At 60.4% G+C, this 21,083-nt stretch carries 19 protein-coding genes; 10 read left to right on the top strand and 9 right to left on the bottom strand.

The window, feature by feature from the left end; genetic code table 11:
- Nucleotides 1-98: 98 nt before the first annotated feature.
- Nucleotides 99-1,721, bottom strand: a complete 1,623-nt coding sequence (locus M5B44_RS04320) for an ABC transporter substrate-binding protein (RefSeq protein ID WP_248738326.1) — start codon at nucleotides 1,719-1,721, stop codon at nucleotides 99-101.
- A 260-nt stretch (nucleotides 1,722-1,981) separates the two neighbouring features.
- A complete protein-coding gene (locus M5B44_RS04315; RefSeq protein ID WP_248738325.1) occupies nucleotides 1,982-3,583 on the bottom strand; it encodes an ABC transporter substrate-binding protein in 1,602 nt (533 codons plus the stop codon).
- An 850-nt stretch (nucleotides 3,584-4,433) separates the two neighbouring features.
- Here M5B44_RS04315 and M5B44_RS04310 point away from each other — a divergent pair.
- Nucleotides 4,434-4,793: a DUF6124 family protein gene (locus tag M5B44_RS04310; protein WP_248738324.1), complete on the top strand. Its 360-nt coding sequence runs from the start codon at nucleotides 4,434-4,436 to the stop codon at nucleotides 4,791-4,793.
- A 74-nt stretch (nucleotides 4,794-4,867) separates the two neighbouring features.
- Here M5B44_RS04310 and M5B44_RS04305 read toward each other — a convergent pair whose 3' ends face one another.
- The gene (locus M5B44_RS04305; protein WP_248738323.1) at nucleotides 4,868-5,587 is read right to left on the bottom strand and encodes an SIMPL domain-containing protein; all 720 of its coding nucleotides are present in this window, start codon (nucleotides 5,585-5,587) and stop codon (nucleotides 4,868-4,870) included.
- Nucleotides 5,588-5,854: 267 nt separating this feature from the next.
- Between M5B44_RS04305 and M5B44_RS04300 the strand changes: the two genes are divergently transcribed.
- From M5B44_RS04300 to M5B44_RS04285, 4 genes are all read left to right on the top strand, one after another.
- Nucleotides 5,855-7,117, top strand: coding sequence for an ATP-binding protein (locus M5B44_RS04300; protein WP_007953651.1), 1,263 nt, complete (start codon nucleotides 5,855-5,857; stop codon nucleotides 7,115-7,117).
- Nucleotides 7,110-7,670: a response regulator transcription factor gene (locus tag M5B44_RS04295; protein WP_003221630.1), complete on the top strand. Its 561-nt coding sequence runs from the start codon at nucleotides 7,110-7,112 to the stop codon at nucleotides 7,668-7,670. Before M5B44_RS04300 ends, M5B44_RS04295 begins: the two co-directional genes overlap by 8 nt.
- A 96-nt stretch (nucleotides 7,671-7,766) precedes the next feature.
- Entirely contained in the window at nucleotides 7,767-9,494 is a 1,728-nt protein-coding gene (locus tag M5B44_RS04290) for an ABC transporter ATP-binding protein/permease (protein WP_085711809.1), read from the top strand.
- 105 nt (nucleotides 9,495-9,599) lie between these two features.
- Nucleotides 9,600-10,346 carry a FadR/GntR family transcriptional regulator gene (locus M5B44_RS04285; RefSeq protein WP_248738322.1) on the top strand — a complete coding sequence of 249 codons (747 nt, stop codon included), beginning with the start codon at nucleotides 9,600-9,602 and terminating at the stop codon, nucleotides 10,344-10,346.
- A 4-nt stretch (nucleotides 10,347-10,350) separates the two neighbouring features.
- On the opposite strand, the gene M5B44_RS04280 is transcribed toward M5B44_RS04285, so the two are convergent.
- The 3 genes from M5B44_RS04280 to M5B44_RS04270 form a co-directional block, all read right to left on the bottom strand.
- Nucleotides 10,351-10,725 carry a hypothetical protein gene (locus M5B44_RS04280; protein WP_248738321.1) on the bottom strand — a complete coding sequence of 125 codons (375 nt, stop codon included), beginning with the start codon at nucleotides 10,723-10,725 and terminating at the stop codon, nucleotides 10,351-10,353.
- Between the two features lie 102 nt (nucleotides 10,726-10,827).
- Entirely contained in the window at nucleotides 10,828-11,019 is a 192-nt protein-coding gene (locus M5B44_RS04275; protein ID WP_248738320.1) for a hypothetical protein, read from the bottom strand.
- An 11-nt stretch (nucleotides 11,020-11,030) separates the two neighbouring features.
- Nucleotides 11,031-12,329, bottom strand: a complete 1,299-nt coding sequence (locus M5B44_RS04270) for a phospholipase (RefSeq protein ID WP_248738319.1) — start codon at nucleotides 12,327-12,329, stop codon at nucleotides 11,031-11,033.
- Between the two features lie 235 nt (nucleotides 12,330-12,564).
- Between M5B44_RS04270 and kdgD the strand changes: the two genes are divergently transcribed.
- The 5 genes from kdgD (at nucleotide 12,565) to M5B44_RS04245 (ending at nucleotide 19,042) form a co-directional block, all read left to right on the top strand.
- Nucleotides 12,565-13,476 (top strand): 5-dehydro-4-deoxyglucarate dehydratase, encoded by a 912-nt coding sequence (gene kdgD / locus M5B44_RS04265; protein WP_007953624.1) that lies wholly within the window; start codon nucleotides 12,565-12,567, stop codon nucleotides 13,474-13,476.
- A gap of 61 nt (nucleotides 13,477-13,537) precedes the next feature.
- Entirely contained in the window at nucleotides 13,538-14,977 is a 1,440-nt protein-coding gene (locus M5B44_RS04260) for an aldehyde dehydrogenase family protein (RefSeq protein ID WP_248738318.1), read from the top strand.
- Between the two features lie 98 nt (nucleotides 14,978-15,075).
- A complete protein-coding gene (locus tag M5B44_RS04255) occupies nucleotides 15,076-16,440 on the top strand; it encodes an MFS transporter (protein WP_085711879.1) in 1,365 nt (454 codons plus the stop codon).
- Between the two features lie 11 nt (nucleotides 16,441-16,451).
- On the top strand, nucleotides 16,452-18,005 hold the full coding sequence (garD, locus tag M5B44_RS04250; RefSeq protein ID WP_119426689.1) for a galactarate dehydratase: 1,554 nt from the start codon (nucleotides 16,452-16,454) through the stop codon (nucleotides 18,003-18,005).
- Nucleotides 18,006-18,100: 95 nt separating this feature from the next.
- The gene (locus tag M5B44_RS04245) at nucleotides 18,101-19,042 is read left to right on the top strand and encodes an AEC family transporter (RefSeq protein WP_248738317.1); all 942 of its coding nucleotides are present in this window, start codon (nucleotides 18,101-18,103) and stop codon (nucleotides 19,040-19,042) included.
- Between the two features lie 10 nt (nucleotides 19,043-19,052).
- On the opposite strand, the gene M5B44_RS04240 is transcribed toward M5B44_RS04245, so the two are convergent.
- The 3 genes from M5B44_RS04240 to M5B44_RS04230 are packed head-to-tail and all read right to left on the bottom strand — an operon-like array spanning nucleotide 19,053 to nucleotide 20,912.
- Nucleotides 19,053-19,433 (bottom strand): carboxymuconolactone decarboxylase family protein, encoded by a 381-nt coding sequence (locus M5B44_RS04240; RefSeq protein WP_085685699.1) that lies wholly within the window; start codon nucleotides 19,431-19,433, stop codon nucleotides 19,053-19,055.
- Nucleotides 19,430-20,491, bottom strand: a complete 1,062-nt coding sequence (locus M5B44_RS04235; RefSeq protein ID WP_248738316.1) for a calcium/sodium antiporter — start codon at nucleotides 20,489-20,491, stop codon at nucleotides 19,430-19,432. Before M5B44_RS04235 ends, M5B44_RS04240 begins: the two co-directional genes overlap by 4 nt.
- 46 nt (nucleotides 20,492-20,537) lie before the next feature.
- Complete coding sequence (locus M5B44_RS04230; protein WP_248738315.1) at nucleotides 20,538-20,912, bottom strand: septal ring lytic transglycosylase RlpA family protein; 375 nt, start codon at nucleotides 20,910-20,912, stop codon at nucleotides 20,538-20,540.
- Between the last annotated feature and the right edge of the window lie 171 nt (nucleotides 20,913-21,083).

Here is a 21,083-nt window from a genome sequence, read left to right as displayed (position 1 = left end):
CAACCTGGTAAGACCAATTGGAAAGGGATGTAGGCAAATTCCTAACTATTCGGCAGAAAAAAACAGCGGCGACGCTGAAAACGTCGCCGCCGGCTTTTTTACTTGATGCTGACGCCGTAGAAGGAGTTCAAGCCGAATGGGCTGATCTTGAAGTCCTGCACGTTGGCGCGCATGGGTTGATACACCGTCGAGTGAGCGATAGGTGTCATAGGGACTGCATCTTTGAGGACGTGTTGCGCCTCTTTGTAGAGTTCGGTGCGCTTGGCCTGGTCAGTGGTGCGCTTGGCTTCTTTCACGAGGCCGTCGAATTTCTTGTCGCACCATTTGGAGAAGTTGTTGCCGCTCAGCGAGTCGCAACCAAACAACACGTTGAGCCAGTTGTCCGGGTCACCATTGTCACCGCTCCAGCCAATGATCATGGCCTGGTTCTCGCCACCCTTGGAGCGCTTGATGTACTCGCCCCACTCGTAGCTGGTGATCTTCACGTTCAGACCGATCTTCTTCCAGTCGGACTGGAGCATTTCGGCCATCAGTTTGGCGTTCGGGTTGTACGGACGCTGAACCGGCATCGCCCACAGGACGATCTCGGTACCTTCCTTGACACCGGCTTCCTTGAGCAGCTGCTTGGCTTTCTCAGGATCGTACTTGGCGTCCTTGATGGTGGTGTCGTAGGACCACTGGGTCGGCGGCATGGCGTTGACGGCCAGTTGACCCGCGCCCTGATAAACCGAGTCGATGATCTGTGGCTTGTTCACGGCCATGTCCAGCGCCTGGCGAACGCGCAGGTCGGCCAGCGGGTTCGGCTCGTTGCTGCCCTTGACCTTGTCCATCACGTTGTAAGCGATGTAGCCCAGGTTGAAGCCGGCCTGGTCAGGCATCTTCAACGCAGGATCTGCTTTCAGTGCCGCGAGGTCGGCCGGACGCGGGAACAGCGTGACCTGGCACTCGTTCTTCTTCAGCTTCTGGATACGTACCGACGGGTCGGTGGTGATGGCGAAGATCAGGTTGTCGATCTTCACGTCTTCAGGCTTCCAGTAATCCTTGTTGCCGGTGTAACGGATGTTGGAATCTTTCTGGTAGCTCTTGAACACGAACGGACCAGTGCCGATCGGCTTCTGGTTGATGTCGGCAGCCTTGCCTTCCTTCAGCAGCTGCGCTGCGTACTCGGCGGACTGAACCGAAGCGAAGCTCATGGCCATGTTCTGGATGAACGCGGCGTCGACTTCTTTCAGAGTGAACTTGACGGTGTGGTCGTCGACTTTATCGATCTTGGTGATGTTGGTATCCATCCCCATGTCGGTGAAGTACGGGAATTCGGTCGGGTACGCCTTACGGAACGGGTCATCCTTGTTAATCATGCGATTGAAGGTGAACAGCACGTCGTCGGCGTTGAACTCACGAGTCGGCTTGAAATACGGGGTGGTGTGGAACTTCACGCCTTCACGCAGGTGGAAGGTGTAGGTCAGGCCGTCCGGGGAGATGTCCCAGCTGGTCGCCAGCCCAGGAACAACGGCGGTGCCGCCACGCTCGAACTGGGTCAGACGGTTGAACATGGTTTCGGCTGAGGCGTCGAAGTCGGTTCCGGTGGTGTATTGGCCTGGGTCGAAACCGGCCGGGCTGCCTTCGGAGCAGAACACCAGGTTAGTCGCAGCGGAAGCGAAAGGTGCGGAGGCTAACAAGCCTGCGCCGACTAAAAACGGAATGACCGCGTGTTTAAGCATGTTGGCCTCATGATTTGTTGTCATTTTTTAATAGTGAGGTACGACCTCGTGAGTCGTGCCTGCGGATACTTATGCAGGGCCCATACCCAATGCAAGATCCAGAGCGCCCGGCGGCATCAAACGGTGGCACGAACGTACCTTAATGTCGCATCTGTATAACTTCTGACGCATTTGACCGTTTGCGGTCGGTTTTTACGGTGCAAATGAAGCCCCAAAACGGTGCATTGGTCACGATTTGCGCGCCGCCTTGGGGCCGGGTGTTACTTATTTATACCCACGCCATAGAACGGGGTTAGACCGAACGGGCTGATCTTGAAGTCGGTGACTTCCTTGCGCAGCGGCTGGAACACCGTGGAGTTGGCGATCGGCGTGATCGGCACTTGCTGTTTCAGGATCAGTTGCGCCTGTTGATACAGTTTTACCCGTTGCGATTTATCCGTGGACACCTTGGCCTGCTGCACCAGTTTGTCGTAGGCCGGATCGCACCATTTGGCGTAGTTGCTGCCTTTCACCGCCGCGCAGCTGTAAAGCACGCCCAGCCAGTTGTCCGGGTCGCCGTTGTCACCGGTCCAGCCGTAGATCATCGCGTCGTGTTCGCCATTCTTGGCGCGCTTGATGTACTCGCCCCATTCATAGCTGACGATGTTGGCCTTGATGCCGACCTTCTCCCAATCCTGCTGGATCATCTGCGCCGACATCCGCGCATTCGGGTTGGACGCACGCTGCACGGTCATCGCCCAGAGGTTGATGGTTGTACCCGGTGCAACCCCGGCTTCCTTGAGTAGCGCCTTGGCTTTTACGGGGTCGTACGGTGCGTCCTTGATATTCGGGTCATAGGACCATTGCGCGGGTGGCAAGGCGTTCTGTGCCAGCTGCCCGGCACTCTGGTAAACCGCCTTGATGATCGCCGGTTTGTCGATGGCCATGTCCAGCGCCTGACGGACCTTTAATTGGTCCAGCGGCGGATGGGTGGTGTTGTAGGCGAGGAAGCCGAGGTTGAAGCCGGCCTGCTTCAAGACTCGCAGGTTCGGATCTTTTTCCATCACTTCGATGTCGGCCGGGCGCGGGTAGCCGCTGACCTGGCATTCGCCGGTCTTGAGCTTCTGCAAGCGGACGGCGGCGTCCGGGGTGATCGAGAACACAAGGTTGTCGATTTTCACATCTTCGGGTTTCCAGTAGTCCTTGTTCGCCGCGTAGCGGATCTGCGAATCCTTCTGGTAGCGCTTGAACACGAAGGGGCCGGTGCCGACCGGTTTCTGGTTGATGTCTGCTGCTTTGCCTTCCTTCAGCAACTGCGCGGCGTATTCGGCCGATTGCACCGAGGCGAAGCTCATGGCGAGGTTTTGCACGAACGCGGCGTCGACGTTGTTCAGGTTGAAGCGCACGGTGTTTTCGTCGAGTTTTTCCACGGACTTGATCGTGGTGTTCAGGTCCATGTCGGTGAAGTACGGAGACTCGGCGGGGTAGGCCTTGCGGAAGGCGCTGTCCGGGTCGAGCAGACGCTGGAAGTTGAACAGGACGTCGTCGGCGTTGAAGGTTCGGGTCGGGGTGAAGTAGTCGGTGGTGTGGAATTTTACGTTCTGGCGCAGGTGGAAGGTGTACTGGAGGCCGTCCGGGGTTACGTCCCAGCTTGTGGCCAGACCGGGTTCGACTTCGGTGCCGCCGCGTTTGAATTGGGTGAGGCGGTTGAAGACGGTTTCGGCGGAGGCGTCGAAGTCGGTGCCGCTGGTGTATTGGCTGGGGTCGAAGCCTGCGGGGCTGGCTTCGGAGCAGTAGACCAGGGTTGTTGCTGCGTTGGCGATTGGGGTTATGGCGGTCAGGGCCAGGGTGATCAGGAGTGGTTTCAGGGTGGATCTATGCATGTCTGGCCCGCTTGTCTGGAGGTGGTTGTGGCGGGGGAGGTTAGCTGGGGTTTTGGTGGGCGCGGAAATATCGTTTTTCTAGGTTAGGTGTCTATCTCGGTATATCTGGGGTGGTTGGGTACATATCCGTTGCTGCGGTAACGGCTTCTTATGGTTCCGCTCTTACAGCGGGTCACTTTTTCAAACGCCAAAAAGTAACCAAAAGGCTGGGCCCCGGCGTACGGCACCTCGCTGGGGCTCGGTGTTCCTTCGTTCCGGGATTCATCCGGGGGCATCGCCTACGGTTTGCTTCGCTGCACCTCCTCTCGATGCATGCGGCTGCGCCGCACGGTCGCTGCGCTCCCACCCCCGGATGAATCCCTCCACTCAGCCTGCCGAAGGGGCCAGAAGATCAAGAGCTTTACTCGAGCTAACGCTCATCGTGTTGAGTGGTGGGAAGCGAAAAGCGGAAAGCAACTGCGGACTGCTTGATCGTTCCCACGCTCCGCGTGGGAATGCAGCCCGGGACGCTCCGCGTTCCATTTTCGGATGTTTAAAGAGGTGTGGGATTCACCGAACCTTCCCACAAAGTTTTCAGGTTGTCCGTCGGAAGCACGATCCCTAGTCTTTGGTTGTCGCTGCCAATTCAGCGACCGGGAGTGAGATCCCGGCTATTCATTTGGATACTTGTGCGAGCCCCTTCATAATCGCCGCCAGCTTAGACTGTCAGCGATTCTCTATGGCGGCTGTGTACGGGTGGACGAATGTCCTGCCGGGTATCCATACCGGTGATCTCACCCCGTACATAGCTGCCACCTCTTCTTCGAGTGAGATCGGGAAAAGTGGCTCCATAACTTGGAGAAAATGCTACATGGATAAGCTGATACCCGACCCACCCCTCGAATCACCCACACCCCTCGAAGAAGCCATGTGCGCCGAAGACCTCGCCCGCAACCGCGAAGCCATCAAACGCGCCCTCGACTATTACCTGTGTCCCAACCCTTCCAAACCGCGCCCGAGCACGATGTACATGGTCACTCCCAACGTCGACACCGAAAGCCTGCTGGCCAATGCCTGCGAATCGCTGGCCTCGGCCAGTACCATCGCCAGCAATTTCGCCAACGAACTCAGCGGCCCGCAACGCAGTACTGCGCTCGGGATCCAGCAGATCATCATGCTGGCCGAGCTTGCGGTGAACCGGGCGCTGGATCGGGTTGATCCTCGAGCCTGACAACCCAAATCCCAGGCACAAAAAAACCGGCGATCATTCACTGATCGCCGGTTTTTCATTCAGCCGTCATTCAATCACTGCATCAACACTTCAATCGAGCCGTCGGCGGTCAGGCTGACCTGGCTGGTGCCTGCTTCGACTTCAGGCGTGACCGGCGCAGCGTCCATGCCCGCGGCGGCTTTCATCATCATCGGGGCGCGCATGTACGGTTGCGGGTAGCCATTGCTGTTGAGGTTCAGGCTGACGATTTTGTAACCCTTGCCGCCCAGGGCGTCGGTGGCCAGTTGGGCGCGGGCCTTGAAGGCGGTGACGGCTTCTTTCAGCAGTTTGTCTTCGCTGGCCTTGCGGGTCGGGTCGGCGATGGCGAAGTCCATGCCGCCCATTTTCAGCTCGGTCAGCAACTCGCCGGTGAGTTTGGACAGGGCGGCGAAGTCGGTGCTTTCCAGGCGCAGTTCGGCACGTTCGCGCCAGCCGGTGATTTTCTGGCCCTTGGTGTCGTAGATCGGGTAGCTGTTGCGGCTGCCTTGGCGCAGGGTGATTTCTTTGACCTGCTTGGCCTGGGCCAGGGCCTTGTTCATGGTGGTGCTGACGTCGGCGGCGAGTTTGGCCGGGTCAGTGTTCTGTTCTTCGGTGTAGAGGGTCACGATCATCAGGTCGCGGGCCACTTCCTGGCTGACTTCGGCGCGCAGGGAAATCTGGTTGTAGTGCAGCTCATCGGCGGCCAGGGCCGGAAGGCTGGCGACGCTGCCGACGGTCAGGGCGAGAAGGGCGGCGCTGCGGCGAAATGTGTGCATGAAAGCTCCTTGATGAGGGCGCAGGTGATGGTTCGGGGGCCTGCGTGAAACCATCAGACTCTAGCTTCTGTGATCCGGTTCGCCCAGTTACAACTTCTATACAGATGACAACAAGGCCAGCGACGAGCTTCAAGCTTTTGCTTGTAGCTTGAAGCTCACAACTTGCAACTGCTTATTGGTGTGGTCGTTTGCCGCACTTTCGCCTCTCAAGCCCGCGCCTTGGTTATACTCCGTGCGATCCGCCTGGAGCGCTCATCAGGAGAGCTCATGCTCGCCCCCGTACAACTGACTTCCGCCACTCGCCAGAACCTCTGGCGGCTGACTTTCATCCGCACCCTGGTGCTCGCCGCGCAGGCCGGTTCCGTGGGCCTGGCCTACTGGCTGGAGCTGTTGCCGTTGCCGTGGGTGCAACTGGTGATGACCCTCGGCTGTTCGATTCTGCTGTGTGTGTTCACCGCCGTGCGCCTGCGCACTTCGTGGCCGGTCACCGAGCTCGAATACGCGCTGCAACTGGCCTGCGACCTGGTTATCCACAGTGCCTTGCTGTACTTCTCCGGTGGGTCGACCAACCCGTTCGTTTCTTATTATCTGGTGCCGTTGACCATCGCAGCGGTGACGCTGCCGTGGCGTTATTCGGTGGTGCTGTCCGGTATTGCGCTGGCCTTGTACACGTTGATGCTGACGCATTTCTATCCGCTGGAAACCCTGCCGGTCGCCCGGGAGAACCTGCAGATCTACGGCATGTGGCTGAGCTTCGCCCTCGCGGCGGCGGTGATTACCTTCTTCGCCGCGCGCATGGCCGAAGAGCTGCGCCGTCAGGAAGAGTTGCGTGCGATCCGCCGTGAAGAAGGCCTGCGCGATCAGCAATTGCTGGCCGTGGCGACTCAGGCCGCCGGTGCCGCTCATGAACTGGGCACACCGCTGGCGACTATGAGCGTGTTGCTCAACGAAATGCAGCAGGATCATCACGATCCAATGCTTCAGGAAGACCTGAAGGTGTTGAAAGATCAGGTGAAGCTCTGCAAGGAGACCCTGCAGCAACTGGTGCGCGCCGCCGAAGCCAATCGCCGGATGGCGGTGGAGATGCAGGATGTCACCGAGTGGCTCGACGAGGCGCTCAATCGCTGGCACCTGATGCGCCCCGAAGCCAGTTACCGCTTCCAGCGTCTGGGCCAGGGCCCGCTGCCGCGCGTGGCGCCGCCGCCGGATCTGACCCAGGCCTTGTTGAATCTGCTGAACAACGCCGCCGATGCCTGCCCGGAAAACCTTCAGGTGACCCTGGACTGGACCGCCGAAGACCTGACCATCAGCATCCGCGATCATGGCGCCGGTGTGCCGCTGGCCATCGCCGAGCAGATCGGCAAACCGTTTTTTACCACCAAGGGCAAAGGTTTCGGCCTGGGCCTGTTTTTGAGCAAGGCCAGCGTGACACGCGCCGGCGGCTCAGTGAAACTCTATAGTCATGAGGAAGGCGGCACGCTCACCGAGCTGCGCCTGCCCCACGGCGCCCGAGGAGAGCAACATGAGTGACGAAATCCAAGTCGAAGGCGAAGAACTGCCGCATTTGCTGCTGGTCGATGACGACGCGACCTTTACCCGGGTGATGGCTCGTGCCATGGCTCGCCGTGGCTTTCGCGTCAGCACCGCCGGTTCCGCCGAAGAAGGCCTGACAATCGCCCAGGCCGATCTGCCGGACTACGCCGCGCTGGACCTGAAAATGGACGGCGATTCCGGTCTGGTCCTGCTGCCCAAGCTGCTGGAACTGGACCCGGAAATGCGCGTGGTGATCCTCACCGGTTACTCGAGCATTGCCACGGCGGTCGAAGCGATCAAGCGCGGCGCCTGCAATTACCTGTGCAAACCGGCGGACGCCGACGACGTGCTGGCAGCGCTGCTGTCCGAGCACGCCGACCTCGACAGCCTGGTGCCGGAAAACCCGATGTCGGTGGATCGCCTGCAGTGGGAACACATCCAGCGCGTGTTGACCGAGCACGAAGGCAACATCTCCGCCACTGCCCGCGCCCTGGGCATGCACCGCCGTACCTTGCAGCGCAAGCTGCAGAAGCGCCCGGTTCGTCGCTGAACCTGCGCTGAACGGCCATCGCCAGTCCTCGCGATAAAGCGCACCGATCAACTATGATCGGTGCGTGTCTGTTCTTTTCTTTATCGAGCCTTTTCCATGAATCAGAACGCTGAATATTCCGCGGTCAACGATGCTGTGCGCGGGCAGTTTTTTCGCAAGGTGTGGGCCATGACCACGCCTTACTGGCGCAGCGAAGAGAAGGGCAAGGCCTGGACGTTGCTGATTGCCGTGATTGCACTCTCGCTGCTCAGCGTGGGCATCTCGGTGTGGTTCAACACTTGGTACAAGGATTTCTACAATGCGCTGCAAAAGAAAGATGAAGCGGCGTTCTGGCATCTGATCCTGTACTTCTGCGCGATTGCTGCGGTCGCGATTGTCGGTGCGGTGTATCGGCTCTACCTGACTCAGATGCTGACGATCCGCTGGCGGGCCTGGCTTACTGAAAAGCATTTTTCCCGTTGGCTTGCCGACAAGAATTACTACCAGCTGGAGCAGGGTGGTTACACCGATAACCCGGACCAGCGGATTTCCGAAGACCTCAACAATTTCACCTCCAATACCCTTGAACTGGGTATCGGGCTGCTGCGCAATATCGTCAGCCTGGTGTCGTTTTCGATTATTTTGTGGGGTGTGTCGGGCAGTATTGAAGTTTACGGCATCACTATTCCCGGCTACATGTTCTGGTGCGTTCTGGTTTATGCAGTGGTCGGTAGCTGGTTGACGCATTTAATCGGTCGACGATTGATCGGTCTGAATAACCAACAACAACGCTTCGAAGCAGACCTGCGTTTTTCCATGGTGCGGATTCGTGAGAATGCTGAAAGCATTGCGCTTTACAACGGCGAACCGAACGAAAATCGTCGCTTGAGCGGCCGCTTCGGCAATGTCTGGCACAACTTCTGGGACATCATGAAAGTCTCCAAGCGCCTGACGTTTTTCACGGCCGGTTACAGCCAGGCCGCGATCATTTTTCCATTCATCGTCGCCTCGCCGCGTTACCTCGCCGGCAAGATCGAGCTCGGTGAACTCATGCAGATCAGCTCGGCATTCGGCAACGTTCAGGAGAGTTTCAGCTGGTTCATCAGTGCTTACCAGAACCTCGCTTCCTGGCGCGCCACGTGCGATCGTCTGCTGAGCTTCCATCAGGCCATGACCAGCAACGAAGAGCGTGCACCGGCCATCGACGTGCAGAATCAGGGCAGCGAATTGAAGGTACACAACCTCGGGCTCGATCTGGCCGATGGTCGTCATCTGCTGACCAGTGCCACGATGACCGTAGAACCGGGCGACCGGGTGATGCTCAGTGGCCGCTCCGGCAGCGGCAAGTCCACGCTGTTCCGGGCAATGGGGCATCTGTGGCCGTCGGGTCACGGCAGTATCCGCTTGCCGTCCGCCCGTTATCTGTTCCTGCCACAGAAACCGTATCTGCCGATCGGCACCCTGCGCGATGCCTTGAGTTATCCACAACCGGGCGACACCTACGCACCAGAGCGTTATGCACAAGTGCTGGAAACCTGCCGTCTGCCGCATCTGGTGGCGCGATTGGACGAAGCCAACCACTGGCAACGCATGCTCTCGCCCGGTGAGCAGCAACGTCTGGCCTTCGCCCGTGCGCTGCTCTACGCACCGCACTGGCTGTACATGGACGAAGCGACGTCAGCGATGGATGAAGAAGACGAAGCCACGCTGTATCAGGCGCTGATTGATCAGTTGCCGGGCCTGAGCATCGTCAGCGTCGGCCATCGCAGCAGCCTCAAGCGCTTCCATCCACGGCATGTGCGGATCGACAGCGGCCATCTGGTCGAGCAGACCGTCACGGCCTGATATGTACCGAATCTGTGGGAGCCTGCTCCCACAGAGGACGGTGATCGTACAACTCCCTTGGGCTATGATGCCCCTCTTACCGAATTTTCGAGACAAACGCAGACCATGGAAAACCCGATCGACACCCCGCGCCTCCCTCGCAAGCGCCGCAGCCTGGCTCAGGAACTGGTGACGGTGCTGACCGAGCAGATCCGCGACGGTCTGCTCAAGCGTGGCGACAAGTTGCCCACCGAGTCGGCGATCATGGAAGCCCATGGCGTCAGCCGCACCGTGGTGCGTGAGGCGATTTCCCGGCTGCAGGCTGCAGGGCAGGTCGAAACCCGCCACGGCATCGGCACCTTCGTCCTCGACACCCCGAGCCCGAGCGGTTTCCGGATCGACCCGGCCACCGTGGTCACCCTGCGTGACGTGCTGGCGATTCTCGAGTTCCGTATCAGCCTGGAAGTCGAATCCGCCGGCCTCGCCGCACAACGCCGCAGCGCCGAGCAACTGGCCGCCATGCGCGCCGCCCTCGATGCACTGAACGAAAGCGTGGCCCATGCCAGCGATGCGGTGGCATCGGATTTCCAGTTCCACCTGCAAATCGCGCTGTCCACCGGCAACCGCTACTTCACCGACATCATGACCCACCTGGGCACCAGCATCATTCCGCGTACCCGCCTGAACTCGGCGCGTCTGGCCCATGATGATCAGCAGCACTACATGAATCGCCTGAGCCGCGAGCACGAGGAAATCTACGAGGCCATCGCCCGCCAGGATGCCGATGCTGCCCGCGCGGCCATGCGCCTGCACCTGACCAACAGCCGCGAACGGCTGCGTCAGGCCCATGAAGAGGCGCAGGCGCAGGGTTGAGGAATCAGGCTTCGACGTAGAGCTTCAGCGGCTCCGAACACGGTTCCAGACTGGCCTCATCAGCAAACTTGTAACGCAGTTCGACGGTGCTGTTCAGGTACTTTTCCAGCTCGAATCTTGGGATGCTCAGTTCGATCCCGGTCAGGCCGACCATGTCGTCCAGTGCGTCATCCCAGACGCCGGTCGGCTCCGACAGACCCAGCCATTCAGGCTCTTCCGGATCATCACCGAGGATCGGATATACATCCCAGTTCGGCGGTGTGTCCTGTCCATCGGGGATGCGGACGATCAGGTCATCATCCAGGTTCGATAACCGCAGGATGATCGAATCGCTGGCGTGATCGGGGAATTGCGGAAGGTGTGCAGCGGCAAACGTCATGCTTCGTTCTCCTTGAAAGATCTGCCGCGATCCTTCGCGGCAGTTGTCGCACTTTACCCGGCGAATCAGTGTTGTGCGCCGGGGCAATCTTGTCCGGGCATTTCAGCTGCGGGGCAGAATCGAACGATCCACCCTGACGGCGAGTTTGCCCGGGCCGGGCTTGACGTCGAATGTTGCGTGCCCCTGAGCGTCCACCGACGCCCGGGCGATGGCCACGCCGTCGCGCAGCAATTGCAGCGGCGCACCTTTCAACGATTGGCCCGAGGCCAGCTCCAGTTTCAATTTGATGCTCATCGAATCGCTCCTTAATTCGTGTTGCCGGTTGGGTGATAGTCCTTGAGCAGCAGGTAAGTGCTCCAGCCCCACCAGTCGTCGACGGTGGCGGTGTCGTTGAGGTTGTTGACGTCCTTGCGCCGCAGGACTTTGTTGCCCTGAAGGCGGAACAGAGGCGAGAAGTTGTTGGCCAGGTTCATCACGGCAGTCAGGTCCGGCAGCCGTTGCAGCGCGTTGAAGGTGGTCGGCACGTTGCCGCTTGAATACGCGGCATACACCTCGTCCGCCGAATCCTGCACCGCGTGATTCACCTGATTGCGATTGTCAGCGTCGGTCGCCTCGAAGTAGCGCTTGTCACCGAACGCCCGCCATTGCTCGCCATGCCCGTTGCGCACCTTGAGCCCGAATTTGCTGTCTTCGTCGTGCATGAAGCGGGTAATCAACGAGCCCAGATCGCTCGGCGTCACCGCGGCGGCCATAGCCTTGCGTGGCACTCGCAAATGCCCGGAGGAGAACAGGTCGGTGAGGTAGTGGTCGGCGAACGCGTTCATCGCGTAGGCCCGTTCCAGTTGCAGTTCGTCTTGACTGGCGTGAGCGGCAGCGGCGGTTTGCAGGGCGGCGGTGTGCCCGGCGATGTAGGCCAGGCGAGCCCATTCGCCGAAGTGGTCGGCGTTGTTCGCCGCCAGTTTCAGATAGCGCCCGAGCGGGAACAGGGAAGAGACAAAACTGCCGCCGCCGGTGATCTTGTTCCACTCTTCCGACAACGTATCTCCCAAAGCGTCGTAAGCCTCATGAGGTTGCTTACCGTCCTTGATCGCCTGTTTAACGGCGTCGATTTCCTTTTGCATGATCGCGAGTATTTGCGTTGCCTCGGTCTTCGAGGCCGGCAGCGTGGCGAGGGTGTCGAACGCCGCTGAAAAGCGCTGAAGACGATCCGCCGGAGTCGCACCTTCATTGATCGGCCGGTCGACGATTCCGTAGAAATCACCGCCCAGTGCCAGCACCTGGCCGTAGGTCAGCGCCAATCCGTTCGGCAGATGCAGCGGCACGTTTTGCCCGGGTACCGGCTCGGCATTTTCAACGAAGCGCAGCCAGGTGTTATCGCCGATCGCCGTGTGTTCCGCGCCTTCGAAGCGCAGCGGCGGTTTGACTTTCATGGCTTTGCCGGGCCGGGAGGCGACGGGTTCGACATCGCTGTGCGAGTCGGCAATGTGCAGCACCAGATGCGGATTTTCAGCACTGAAGGCGATGCCGCCGCGGGTAAAAAGATCATCGAAACGGGCGATGACCGGTGTGGGTTGTTCAAGGCATTTTGGTTGTAGACCGGACATTTCTTTCTCCTTGATATGCCGTCGGTGGGTTCTTATTTAACTGTATGTATATACAGTTAAATCGAGCCTAGTCGAGAAAACGCCTACGTCAAAAAGAAATCTTGTCCGACAAAAAATGCCCCCCAGCGATGAAATGCAGTTGACGGTTATCTTTTAAGTTGTACGATGACCTACAACTTCGGCGAAGGCTGAACGGTCCACTCACAAAAAACGTTGCTACCAGGGTGTTCGAATAATGAATCCACAAGAACTGAAGTCCATCCTCTCCGCCGGTCTGTTGTCGTTCCCGGTCACCGATTTCAATGCCCAGGGCGATTTCAACCGCGCGGGCTACATCAAACGCCTGGAATGGCTGGCCCCGTACGGTGCTTCGGCCCTGTTCGCCGCTGGTGGCACCGGTGAGTTCTTCTCCCTGGCGGCCAGCGAATATTCGGAAATCATCAAGACCGCCGTCGACACCTGCGCCAGCAGCGTGCCGATCCTCGCCGGTGTCGGCGGCTCGACCCGCCAGGCCATCGAATACGCTCAGGAAGCCGAGCGTCTGGGCGCCAAAGGCCTGTTGTTGCTGCCGCACTACCTGACCGAAGCCAGCCAGGACGGCGTTGCCGCCCACGTTGAAGCGGTGTGCAAATCGGTGAACATCGGTGTGGTGGTCTACAACCGTAACGTCTGCCGTCTGACCGCGCCGCTGCTGGAACGTCTGGCCGAGCGCTGCCCGAACCTGATCGGCTACAAGGATGGTCTGGGCGATATCGAGCTGATGGTGTCGATCCGTCGTCGCCTCGGTGATCGCTTCAGCTACCTCGGTGGCCTGCCGACCGCTGAAGTCTATGCCGCGGCCTACAAGGCACTGGGTGTGCCGGTCTACTCCTCGGCGGTGTTCAACTTCATCCCGAAAACCGCGATGGACTTCTACCACGCGATTGCCCGCGAAGATCACGCCACCGTCGGCAAGATCATCGACGACTTCTTCCTGCCGTACCTGGACATCCGCAACCGCAAGGCCGGTTACGCCGTGAGCATCGTCAAGGCAGGTGCCAAGATCGCCGGCTATGACGCAGGCCCGGTGCGGGCGCCGCTGACCGACCTGACCCGCGAAGAGTACGAAATGCTCGCCGCGCTGATCGACAAGCAAGGTGCGCAGTAACACAACCCTATAAACAAGGCCGCTGAGCAATCAGCGGCCTTTTGCGTCAGGAGAATGATTCGTGACCAAGCGCTATGACAACTACATCAACGGTGAATGGGTCGCCGGCAACGATTACTCGGTCAACATCAACCCGTCCGAGCTGAGCGACACCATCGGCGACTACGCCAAGGCCGATCTGGCTCAGGTCAACGCCGCCATCGACGCCGCTCGCGCCGCGTTCCCGGCGTGGTCGACTTCGGGCATTCAGGCCCGTCACGACTCGCTGGACAAAGTCGGCACCGAGATCCTCGCCCGTCGCGAAGAACTCGGCACCCTGCTGGCCCGGGAGGAGGGCAAGACCCTGCCGGAAGCCATCGGCGAAGTAACCCGCGCCGGCAACATCTTCAAGTTCTTCGCCGGCGAGTGCCTGCGTCTGTCCGGCGACTACGTGCCGTCGGTGCGCCCGGGCGTCAACGTTGAAGTCACCCGCGAAGCCCTTGGCGTGGTTGGCCTGATCACCCCGTGGAACTTCCCGATCGCGATTCCTGCATGGAAAATCGCCCCGGCCCTGGCCTACGGCAACTGCGTGGTGTTGAAACCGGCGGATCTGGTGCCGGGTTGCGCCTGGGCGCTGGCCGAAATCATCTCCCGCGCAGGCTTCCCGGCTGGCGTGTTCAACCTGGTGATGGGCAGCGGTCGCGTGGTCGGTGAAGCGCTGGTCAACAGCTCGAAAGTCGACGGCATCAGTTTCACTGGCTCCGTCGGTGTGGGCCGTCAGATCGCCGTCAACTGCGTGTCGCGCCAGGCCAAAGTTCAGCTGGAAATGGGCGGCAAAAACCCGCAGATCATTCTCGACGACGCCGACCTCAAGCAAGCGGTGGAGCTGTCGGTGCAGAGCGCGTTCTACTCCACCGGCCAGCGTTGCACCGCGTCGAGCCGCTTGATCGTCACTGCCGGGATTCACGACAAATTCGTTGAAGCCATGGCCGAGCGCATGAAGTCGATCAAGGTCGGCCACGCGCTGAAGGCCGGCACCGACATCGGTCCGGTGGTTTCGCAGGCGCAGCTTGAACAGGACCTGAAATACATCGACATCGGCCAGTCCGAAGGTGCTCGCGTAGTCAGCGGCGGTAGTCTGGTGACCTGCGACACCGAGGGTTATTTCCTCGCGCCGACTCTGTTTGCCGACAGCGAAGCGTCGATGCGTATCAGCCGCGAAGAGATCTTCGGCCCGGTGGCCAACATCGTCCGCGTGGCGGACTACGAGGCAGCACTGGCCATGGCCAACGACACCGAATTCGGTCTGTCGGCGGGTATCGCCACCACGTCGCTGAAGTACGCCAACCACTTCAAGCGTCATTCCCAGGCCGGGATGGTGATGGTCAACCTGCCGACCGCCGGCGTCGATTACCACGTTCCGTTCGGGGGCCGTAAGGGTTCATCCTATGGCTCACGTGAGCAAGGCCGCTATGCGCAAGAGTTCTACACCGTGGTGAAAACCGCCTACATCGGTTCGTAAGTCGCTGCACCCGCGCAGGGTTATTGCCAAGGCCCTGCGCGGCACAAGACCAAAGAATGTTTTACCCGCATAAAAATAATCAGTGGGAGTACATCTACATGCAATCGTCCAAGCCGACTCACGTCCGCTATTTGATTCTGCTCATGCTGTTCCTGGTGACCACGATCAACTACGCCGACCGCGCCACCATCGCGATCGCCGGTTCCAGTTTGCAAAAAGACCTCGGCATCGACGCGGTCACCCTCGGCTACATCTTCTCTGCATTCGGTTGGGCCTACGTGGCCGGGCAAATTCCCGGCGGCTGGCTGCTCGATCGTTTCGGCTCGAAAAAAGTCTATGCCCTGAGCATTTTCACCTGGTCGCTGTTCACCGTGCTGCAAGGCTTCGTCGGTGAGTTCGGCATGTCCACGGCTATCGTTGCGCTGTTCATGCTGCGCTTCCTCGTGGGCCTGGCCGAAGCGCCATCATTCCCCGGCAATGCACGCATCGTCGCGGCCTGGTTCCCGACCGCCGAACGCGGCACTGCTTCGGCGATTTTCAACTCGGCGCAATACTTCGCCACCGTGCTGTTCGCGCCGCTGATGGGCTGGATCGTCTATGCCTTCGGCTGGGAACACGTGTTCATTGTCATGGGCGTGTTCGGCATCCTGTTCTCGCTGATCTGGCTGAAGGTTATCCACAGCCCGCGCCAGCACCCGATGGCCAACGAAGCGGAAGTGAAGTTCATCGCCGACAACGGCGGCATGGTCGACATGGACCAGAAGCAAGGCAAAAAGGCTGACGGCCCGAAATGGGACTACATCCGCCAGTTGCTGACCAACCGCATGATGCTCGGCGTGTACCTGGGCCAGTACTGCATCAACGGCATCACCTATTTCTTCCTGACCTGGTTCCCGGTGTACCTGGTGCAGGAGCGCGGCATGACCATTCTCAAGGCGGGTTTCATCGCCTCGTTGCCGGCGATCTGCGGCTTTATCGGCGGCGTCCTCGGCGGGGTGATTTCCGATTACCTGCTGCGCAAGGGCCATTCGCTGACCTTCGCCCGCAAGGCACCAATCATCGCCGGCTTGCTGGTCTCCAGCAGCATCGTCGCGTGCAACTATGTTGAAGTGGAATGGATGGTGGTCGGCTTCATGGCCCTGGCCTTCTTCGGCAAAGGCGTGGGTGCGCTGGGCTGGGCGGTGGTCTCCGACACCTCGCCGAAGCAGATCGCCGGTCTGAGCGGTGGGCTGTTCAACACCTTCGGCAACATTGCCTCGATCACTACGCCGATCGTCATCGGCTACATCATCAGCTCCACCGGCTCGTTCAAGTGGGCGCTGGTGTTCGTTGGTGCCAACGCGCTGGTGGCAGTGTTCAGCTACCTGGTGATCGTCGGCCCGATCAAGCGTGTGGTACTGAAAGAGCCGCCAACCAATGGCGGTTCCGAAGCCACCGGTAAATTGTCTCAAGCGCATTCCTGAGGAGCGGCGCCATGCAGTTGATTGAACATTCCGACTCGCCGCGCTACATCCGCCTGCACGAGCGGGACAACGTAGTGGTCGTGGTCAATGACCAGGGCGTTCCGGCCGGCACCGCGTTCGCCGATGGCCTGGTGACGGTGGATTTCGTGCCGCAGAGCCACAAGGTCAGCCTCGTGGACATCCCCGAGGGCGGCACGGTGATTCGTTACGGCCAGATCATCGGCTATGCGTTGCAGCCGATTCCCCGTGGCAGTTGGGTCAAGGAAGATCAACTGCGCATGCCGACCGCGCCACCGCTGGACAGCCTGCCGTTGTCCACCGACGTGCCGGCCGCCCAGGCACCGCTGGAAGGCTTCACGTTCGAGGGTTATCGCAATGCCGATGGCACCGTCGGCACGCGCAATATCCTCGGGATCACCACCACCGTGCAGTGCGTCACCGGGGTGCTGGATCACGCGGTCAAACGCATCAAGGATGAACTGTTGCCGAAGTATCCACATGTCGATGACGTGGTGGCGCTGACCCACAGTTATGGTTGTGGCGTGGCCATCACGGCCACCGACGCCTACATCCCGATCCGCACTGTGCGAAATCTGGCGCGCAATCCGAACCTCGGCGGCGAGGCGCTGGTGATCAGTCTGGGCTGCGAGAAATTGCAGGCCGGGCAGGTGATGCATGAGGACGACGCGTCGGTGGATCTGAGCGAGCCATGGCTGTATCGCTTGCAGGATTCCAGTCACGGTTTCACCGAGATGATCGAGCAGATCATGGAACTGGCCGAAACCCGCCTGAAGAAACTCGACCAGCGCCGCCGGGAAACCGTGCCGGCGTCCGAGCTGATCCTCGGCATGCAGTGCGGCGGCAGTGATGCGTTTTCCGGGATCACCGCCAACCCGGCGCTGGGTTATGCCTCGGACTTGCTGTTGCGAGCAGGGGCGACGGTGATGTTTTCCGAAGTCACCGAAGTGCGCGACGCGATTTACCTGCTGACCTCCCGGGCCCAGAGCAAAACCGTTGCCGAGGAACTGGTGCGTGAAATGGACTGGTACGACCGTTACCTGGCCAAGGGTGAAGCGGATCGCAGCGCCAATACCACGCCGGGCAACAAGAAGGGCGGGTTGTCGAACATTGTCGAGAAGTCGCTGGGCTCGATCGTTAAATCCGGCAGCAGCGCGATCAGCGGCGTGCTCGGCCCGGGGGAACGCTTCAAGCAGAAGGGTTTGATTTTCTGTGCGACGCCGGCGAGTGACTTTGTCTGCGGCACCTTGCAACTGGCGGCGGGGATGAACCTGCATGTGTTTACCACCGGGCGTGGCACGCCGTATGGTCTGGCCATGGCGCCGGTGGTGAAGGTGTCGACCCGGACCGAGCTGGCGCAGCGCTGGCCGGACCTGATCGACATCGATGCCGGGCGGATTGCTACCGGTCGTGCGAGCATCGAGGAGTTGGGCTGGGAGTTGTTCCACTACTATCTGGATGTGGCGAGCGGCAAGCAGCAGACGTGGGCCGAGAAGCACAAGCTGCATAACGACATTACGTTGTTCAATCCGGCGCCGATTACTTGATGGTTGAGGGTTCCCACGCGCTGCGTGGGAACGATCGGGGTGAAAGTGGCTTATCATTAGCCCCCTAACGACGCTCACCTCCAAGGCTCCCCGGCATGCTGGCAATCTTCCTCGAAACCCTGAACATCACCGCGCCGGTGTTTGCCATGCTGTTTCTCGGGGTGCTGCTCAAGCGCATCGACTGGATCAACGACAACTTCATCCACACGGCGTCGTCGCTGGTGTTCAACGTCAGCATGCCGGCGCTGCTGTTTCTCGGCATCCTCCATGCCGACCTGCACGCCGCGCTGCAACCGGCGCTGCTGATCTACTTCGCCGTCGCCACGCTGGCCAGTTTTGCCCTGGCCTGGGGCTGGGCGATTTTCCGTTGTCCGCGTGAAGATCGTGGCATCTACACCCAAGGCGCGTTTCGCGGCAACAACGGGGTGATCGGTCTGGCGCTGGCGGCGAGCATGTATGGTGACTACGGGATTTCCCTCGGGGCGATTCTCGCGGCGCTGGTGATCCTGTTCTACAACACCCTGTCGACCATTGTGCTGGCGGTGTACAGCCCGGTGATCAAGTCCGATCCGTGGAGCATCTGCAAAAGCGTGTTCAGCAATCCGCTGATCATCAGCGTGATTGCGGCGGCGCCGTTTGCCTGGTTCAAGATCGGTCTGCCGGGCTGGCTGGAGACGTCGGGCCAATATCTGGCGCAAACCACATTGCCACTGGCGCTGATCTGCATCGGCGGCACCCTGTCGCTGGCGGCGCTGCGCAAGAGCGGGAGCATGGCGCTCAGTTCCAGCCTGGTGAAGATGATCGGCCTACCGGTGTTGGCCACGCTGGGTGCATGGCTGTGGGGCTTTCGCGGGGCGGAGCTGGGGATTCTGTTTCTGTACTTCGGCAGCCCGACGGCGGCCGCCAGTTTTGTCATGGCCCGGGCGGCCCAGGGCAATCATGAACTGGCGGCGGCGATCATTGTGTTGACCACGTTGATGGCGGCGGTGACCACCAACGTCGGGATTTTTCTGTTGCAGTGGGGCGGGTGGATCTGAGAGCTGGCGGTTACTCAGGCTTCTGGTAACTGTCGATCACTTCCTGTGCCGCCCGAAACGCATCGATCGCCGCCGGTACGCCGGCATACACCGCGCAATGCAGCAGCGCTTCACGGATCTCATCGACGGTGCAGCCATTGTTCAACGCGCCGCGCACATGTCCCTTCAACTCTTGCGGGCACTTCAGCGCGGTCAGCGCGGCGAGGGTGATCAGGCTGCGGGTCTTCAGCGGCAAACCTTCGCGATTCCACACACCGCCCCAGGCGTGTTCGTTGACGAAGTCCTGCAGCGGTTGCGTGAATTCAGTGGCGTTACCCAGGGCGCGGTCGACAAACGCGTCACCCATTACCTGGCGGCGGATTTCGACCCCGGATTTCTTCGATTCGGTCATGGCACATCCCTCTTGTGGTGTTGGCGGCGCCAGGCGCGCACCGACGTGAAAAACAGAAACGTCAGCAGCGTCGGCAGAACATAAAACAACATCAACCGTTCAAGCTTGCCGGCCAGCGGCATGCCGGTGGTGAACGACACCACATGCAGCCCGTACGCCAGGTACAAACCGAGCAGCAGCAAGCCTTCGGCCCGGGTCACGCGGTAGCCGGAATAGAACACAGGCAGGCACAGCGTGGCGACGCCGAGCATCACCGGCAGGTCGAAATCCAGCGCGTTGGGCGACACCGACAGTGGCGTCGGGGCGATCAGCGCGGTGATGCCCAGGACCCCGAGCAGGTTGAACAGGTTGGCGCCGATCACGTTGCCCACGGCAATGTCCCGCTGACCGCGCAATGCGGCGATCAACGAAGTGGCGAGTTCCGGCAGCGAAGTGCCGACCGCGACCACGGTCAGGCCGATCACCCGCTCGGAGAACCCGAGATCGGTGGCCACTGCGACCGCTGCACCCAGCAGCAAATGCCCGGCGAACACCAGCATGGCCAGCCCGGCAACGATCATCAGCAGGCTGGTGAACCAGGGGGCGGGCTGAGTCTGAGGATGATCGGAATGTGGCCGGGCCGAGTGGCGCGACTGGCGCAACAGCAAGCCGAGATAAAGCCCTAGGGCCGCCAGCAGCAGGAGGCCGTCGAAACGTCCGATTTCTTCGTTCCAGGCCAACACGAACACCAGCAGGCTGGCGCCGATCATCAGCGGGATGTCGAGGCGCACCAGTTGCCGTGAGACGCGCAGCGGGATGATCAGCGCCGACAGGCCGAGGGTCACGAGGATGTTGAAAATGCTGCTGCCGATCACGCTGCCGACCGCGATGTCGGGGTTGTGCGTCAGGGTTGCCTGCAGGCTGACCGCCATCTGCGGGGCGCTGCTGCCGAGGGCGACGATGGTCAGGCCGATGATCAGCGGCCGCACATGCAGGCGCGCGGCCAGGCGCACGGCGGCGCGCACCATCAGTTCGGCACCGGCGATCAGCAGGAACAGCCCACAGAGCAGTTCGATCACGTTGATCAGCGGTAAATCGGTCAGTCCGAAAATGGGCGGTGCTCCATCAGTCGTCGAGGGCCTGCACGCGAACCCGCGCCGTGCCACTGCCAATCATGCCGAGGCGTTCGGCGGCTTCCCGTGACACATCGATGATGCGTCCACGGGTGTGCGGCCCGCGGTCGTTGATACGCACCACGCAGGATTTGTCGTTTTTCAGGTTGGTGACCTTCACCCGTGTGCCGAAGGGCAGCTGGCGATGGGCGGCGGTCAGGGAATTCTGGTTGAACGCTTCGCCGCTGGCGGTGCGTTTACCGTGGTGTTTGGCTCCGTAATAGGAGGCGACGCCGGTCTGGTCGTAACCATGCGGGTCGATGATGTCGGTGCTGGCGCAACCGGCCAGCAGAGAGAGCAGGGCGCAGGCGCCGAGCAAGCGTTTCATTTCAAAGGCTCCCAAAAATAATTGTGGCGAGGGAGCTCGCTCCCGCTCGACCGTGAAGCGGTCGCAATTCGGTCAGTGCATTCTTTTTCAAAGAGTGCGGTATCCGATTCGGGTCTGCTTCGCAGACCAGCGGGAGCAAGCTCCCTCGCCACAGGGGATCTGAGCCAGTAA

Source organism: Pseudomonas sp. MWU12-2029, assembly GCF_023242425.1.
Lineage (GTDB): Bacteria > Pseudomonadota > Gammaproteobacteria > Pseudomonadales > Pseudomonadaceae > Aquipseudomonas > Aquipseudomonas kribbensis.
This window is presented reverse-complemented; position numbering and strand designations above follow the sequence as displayed.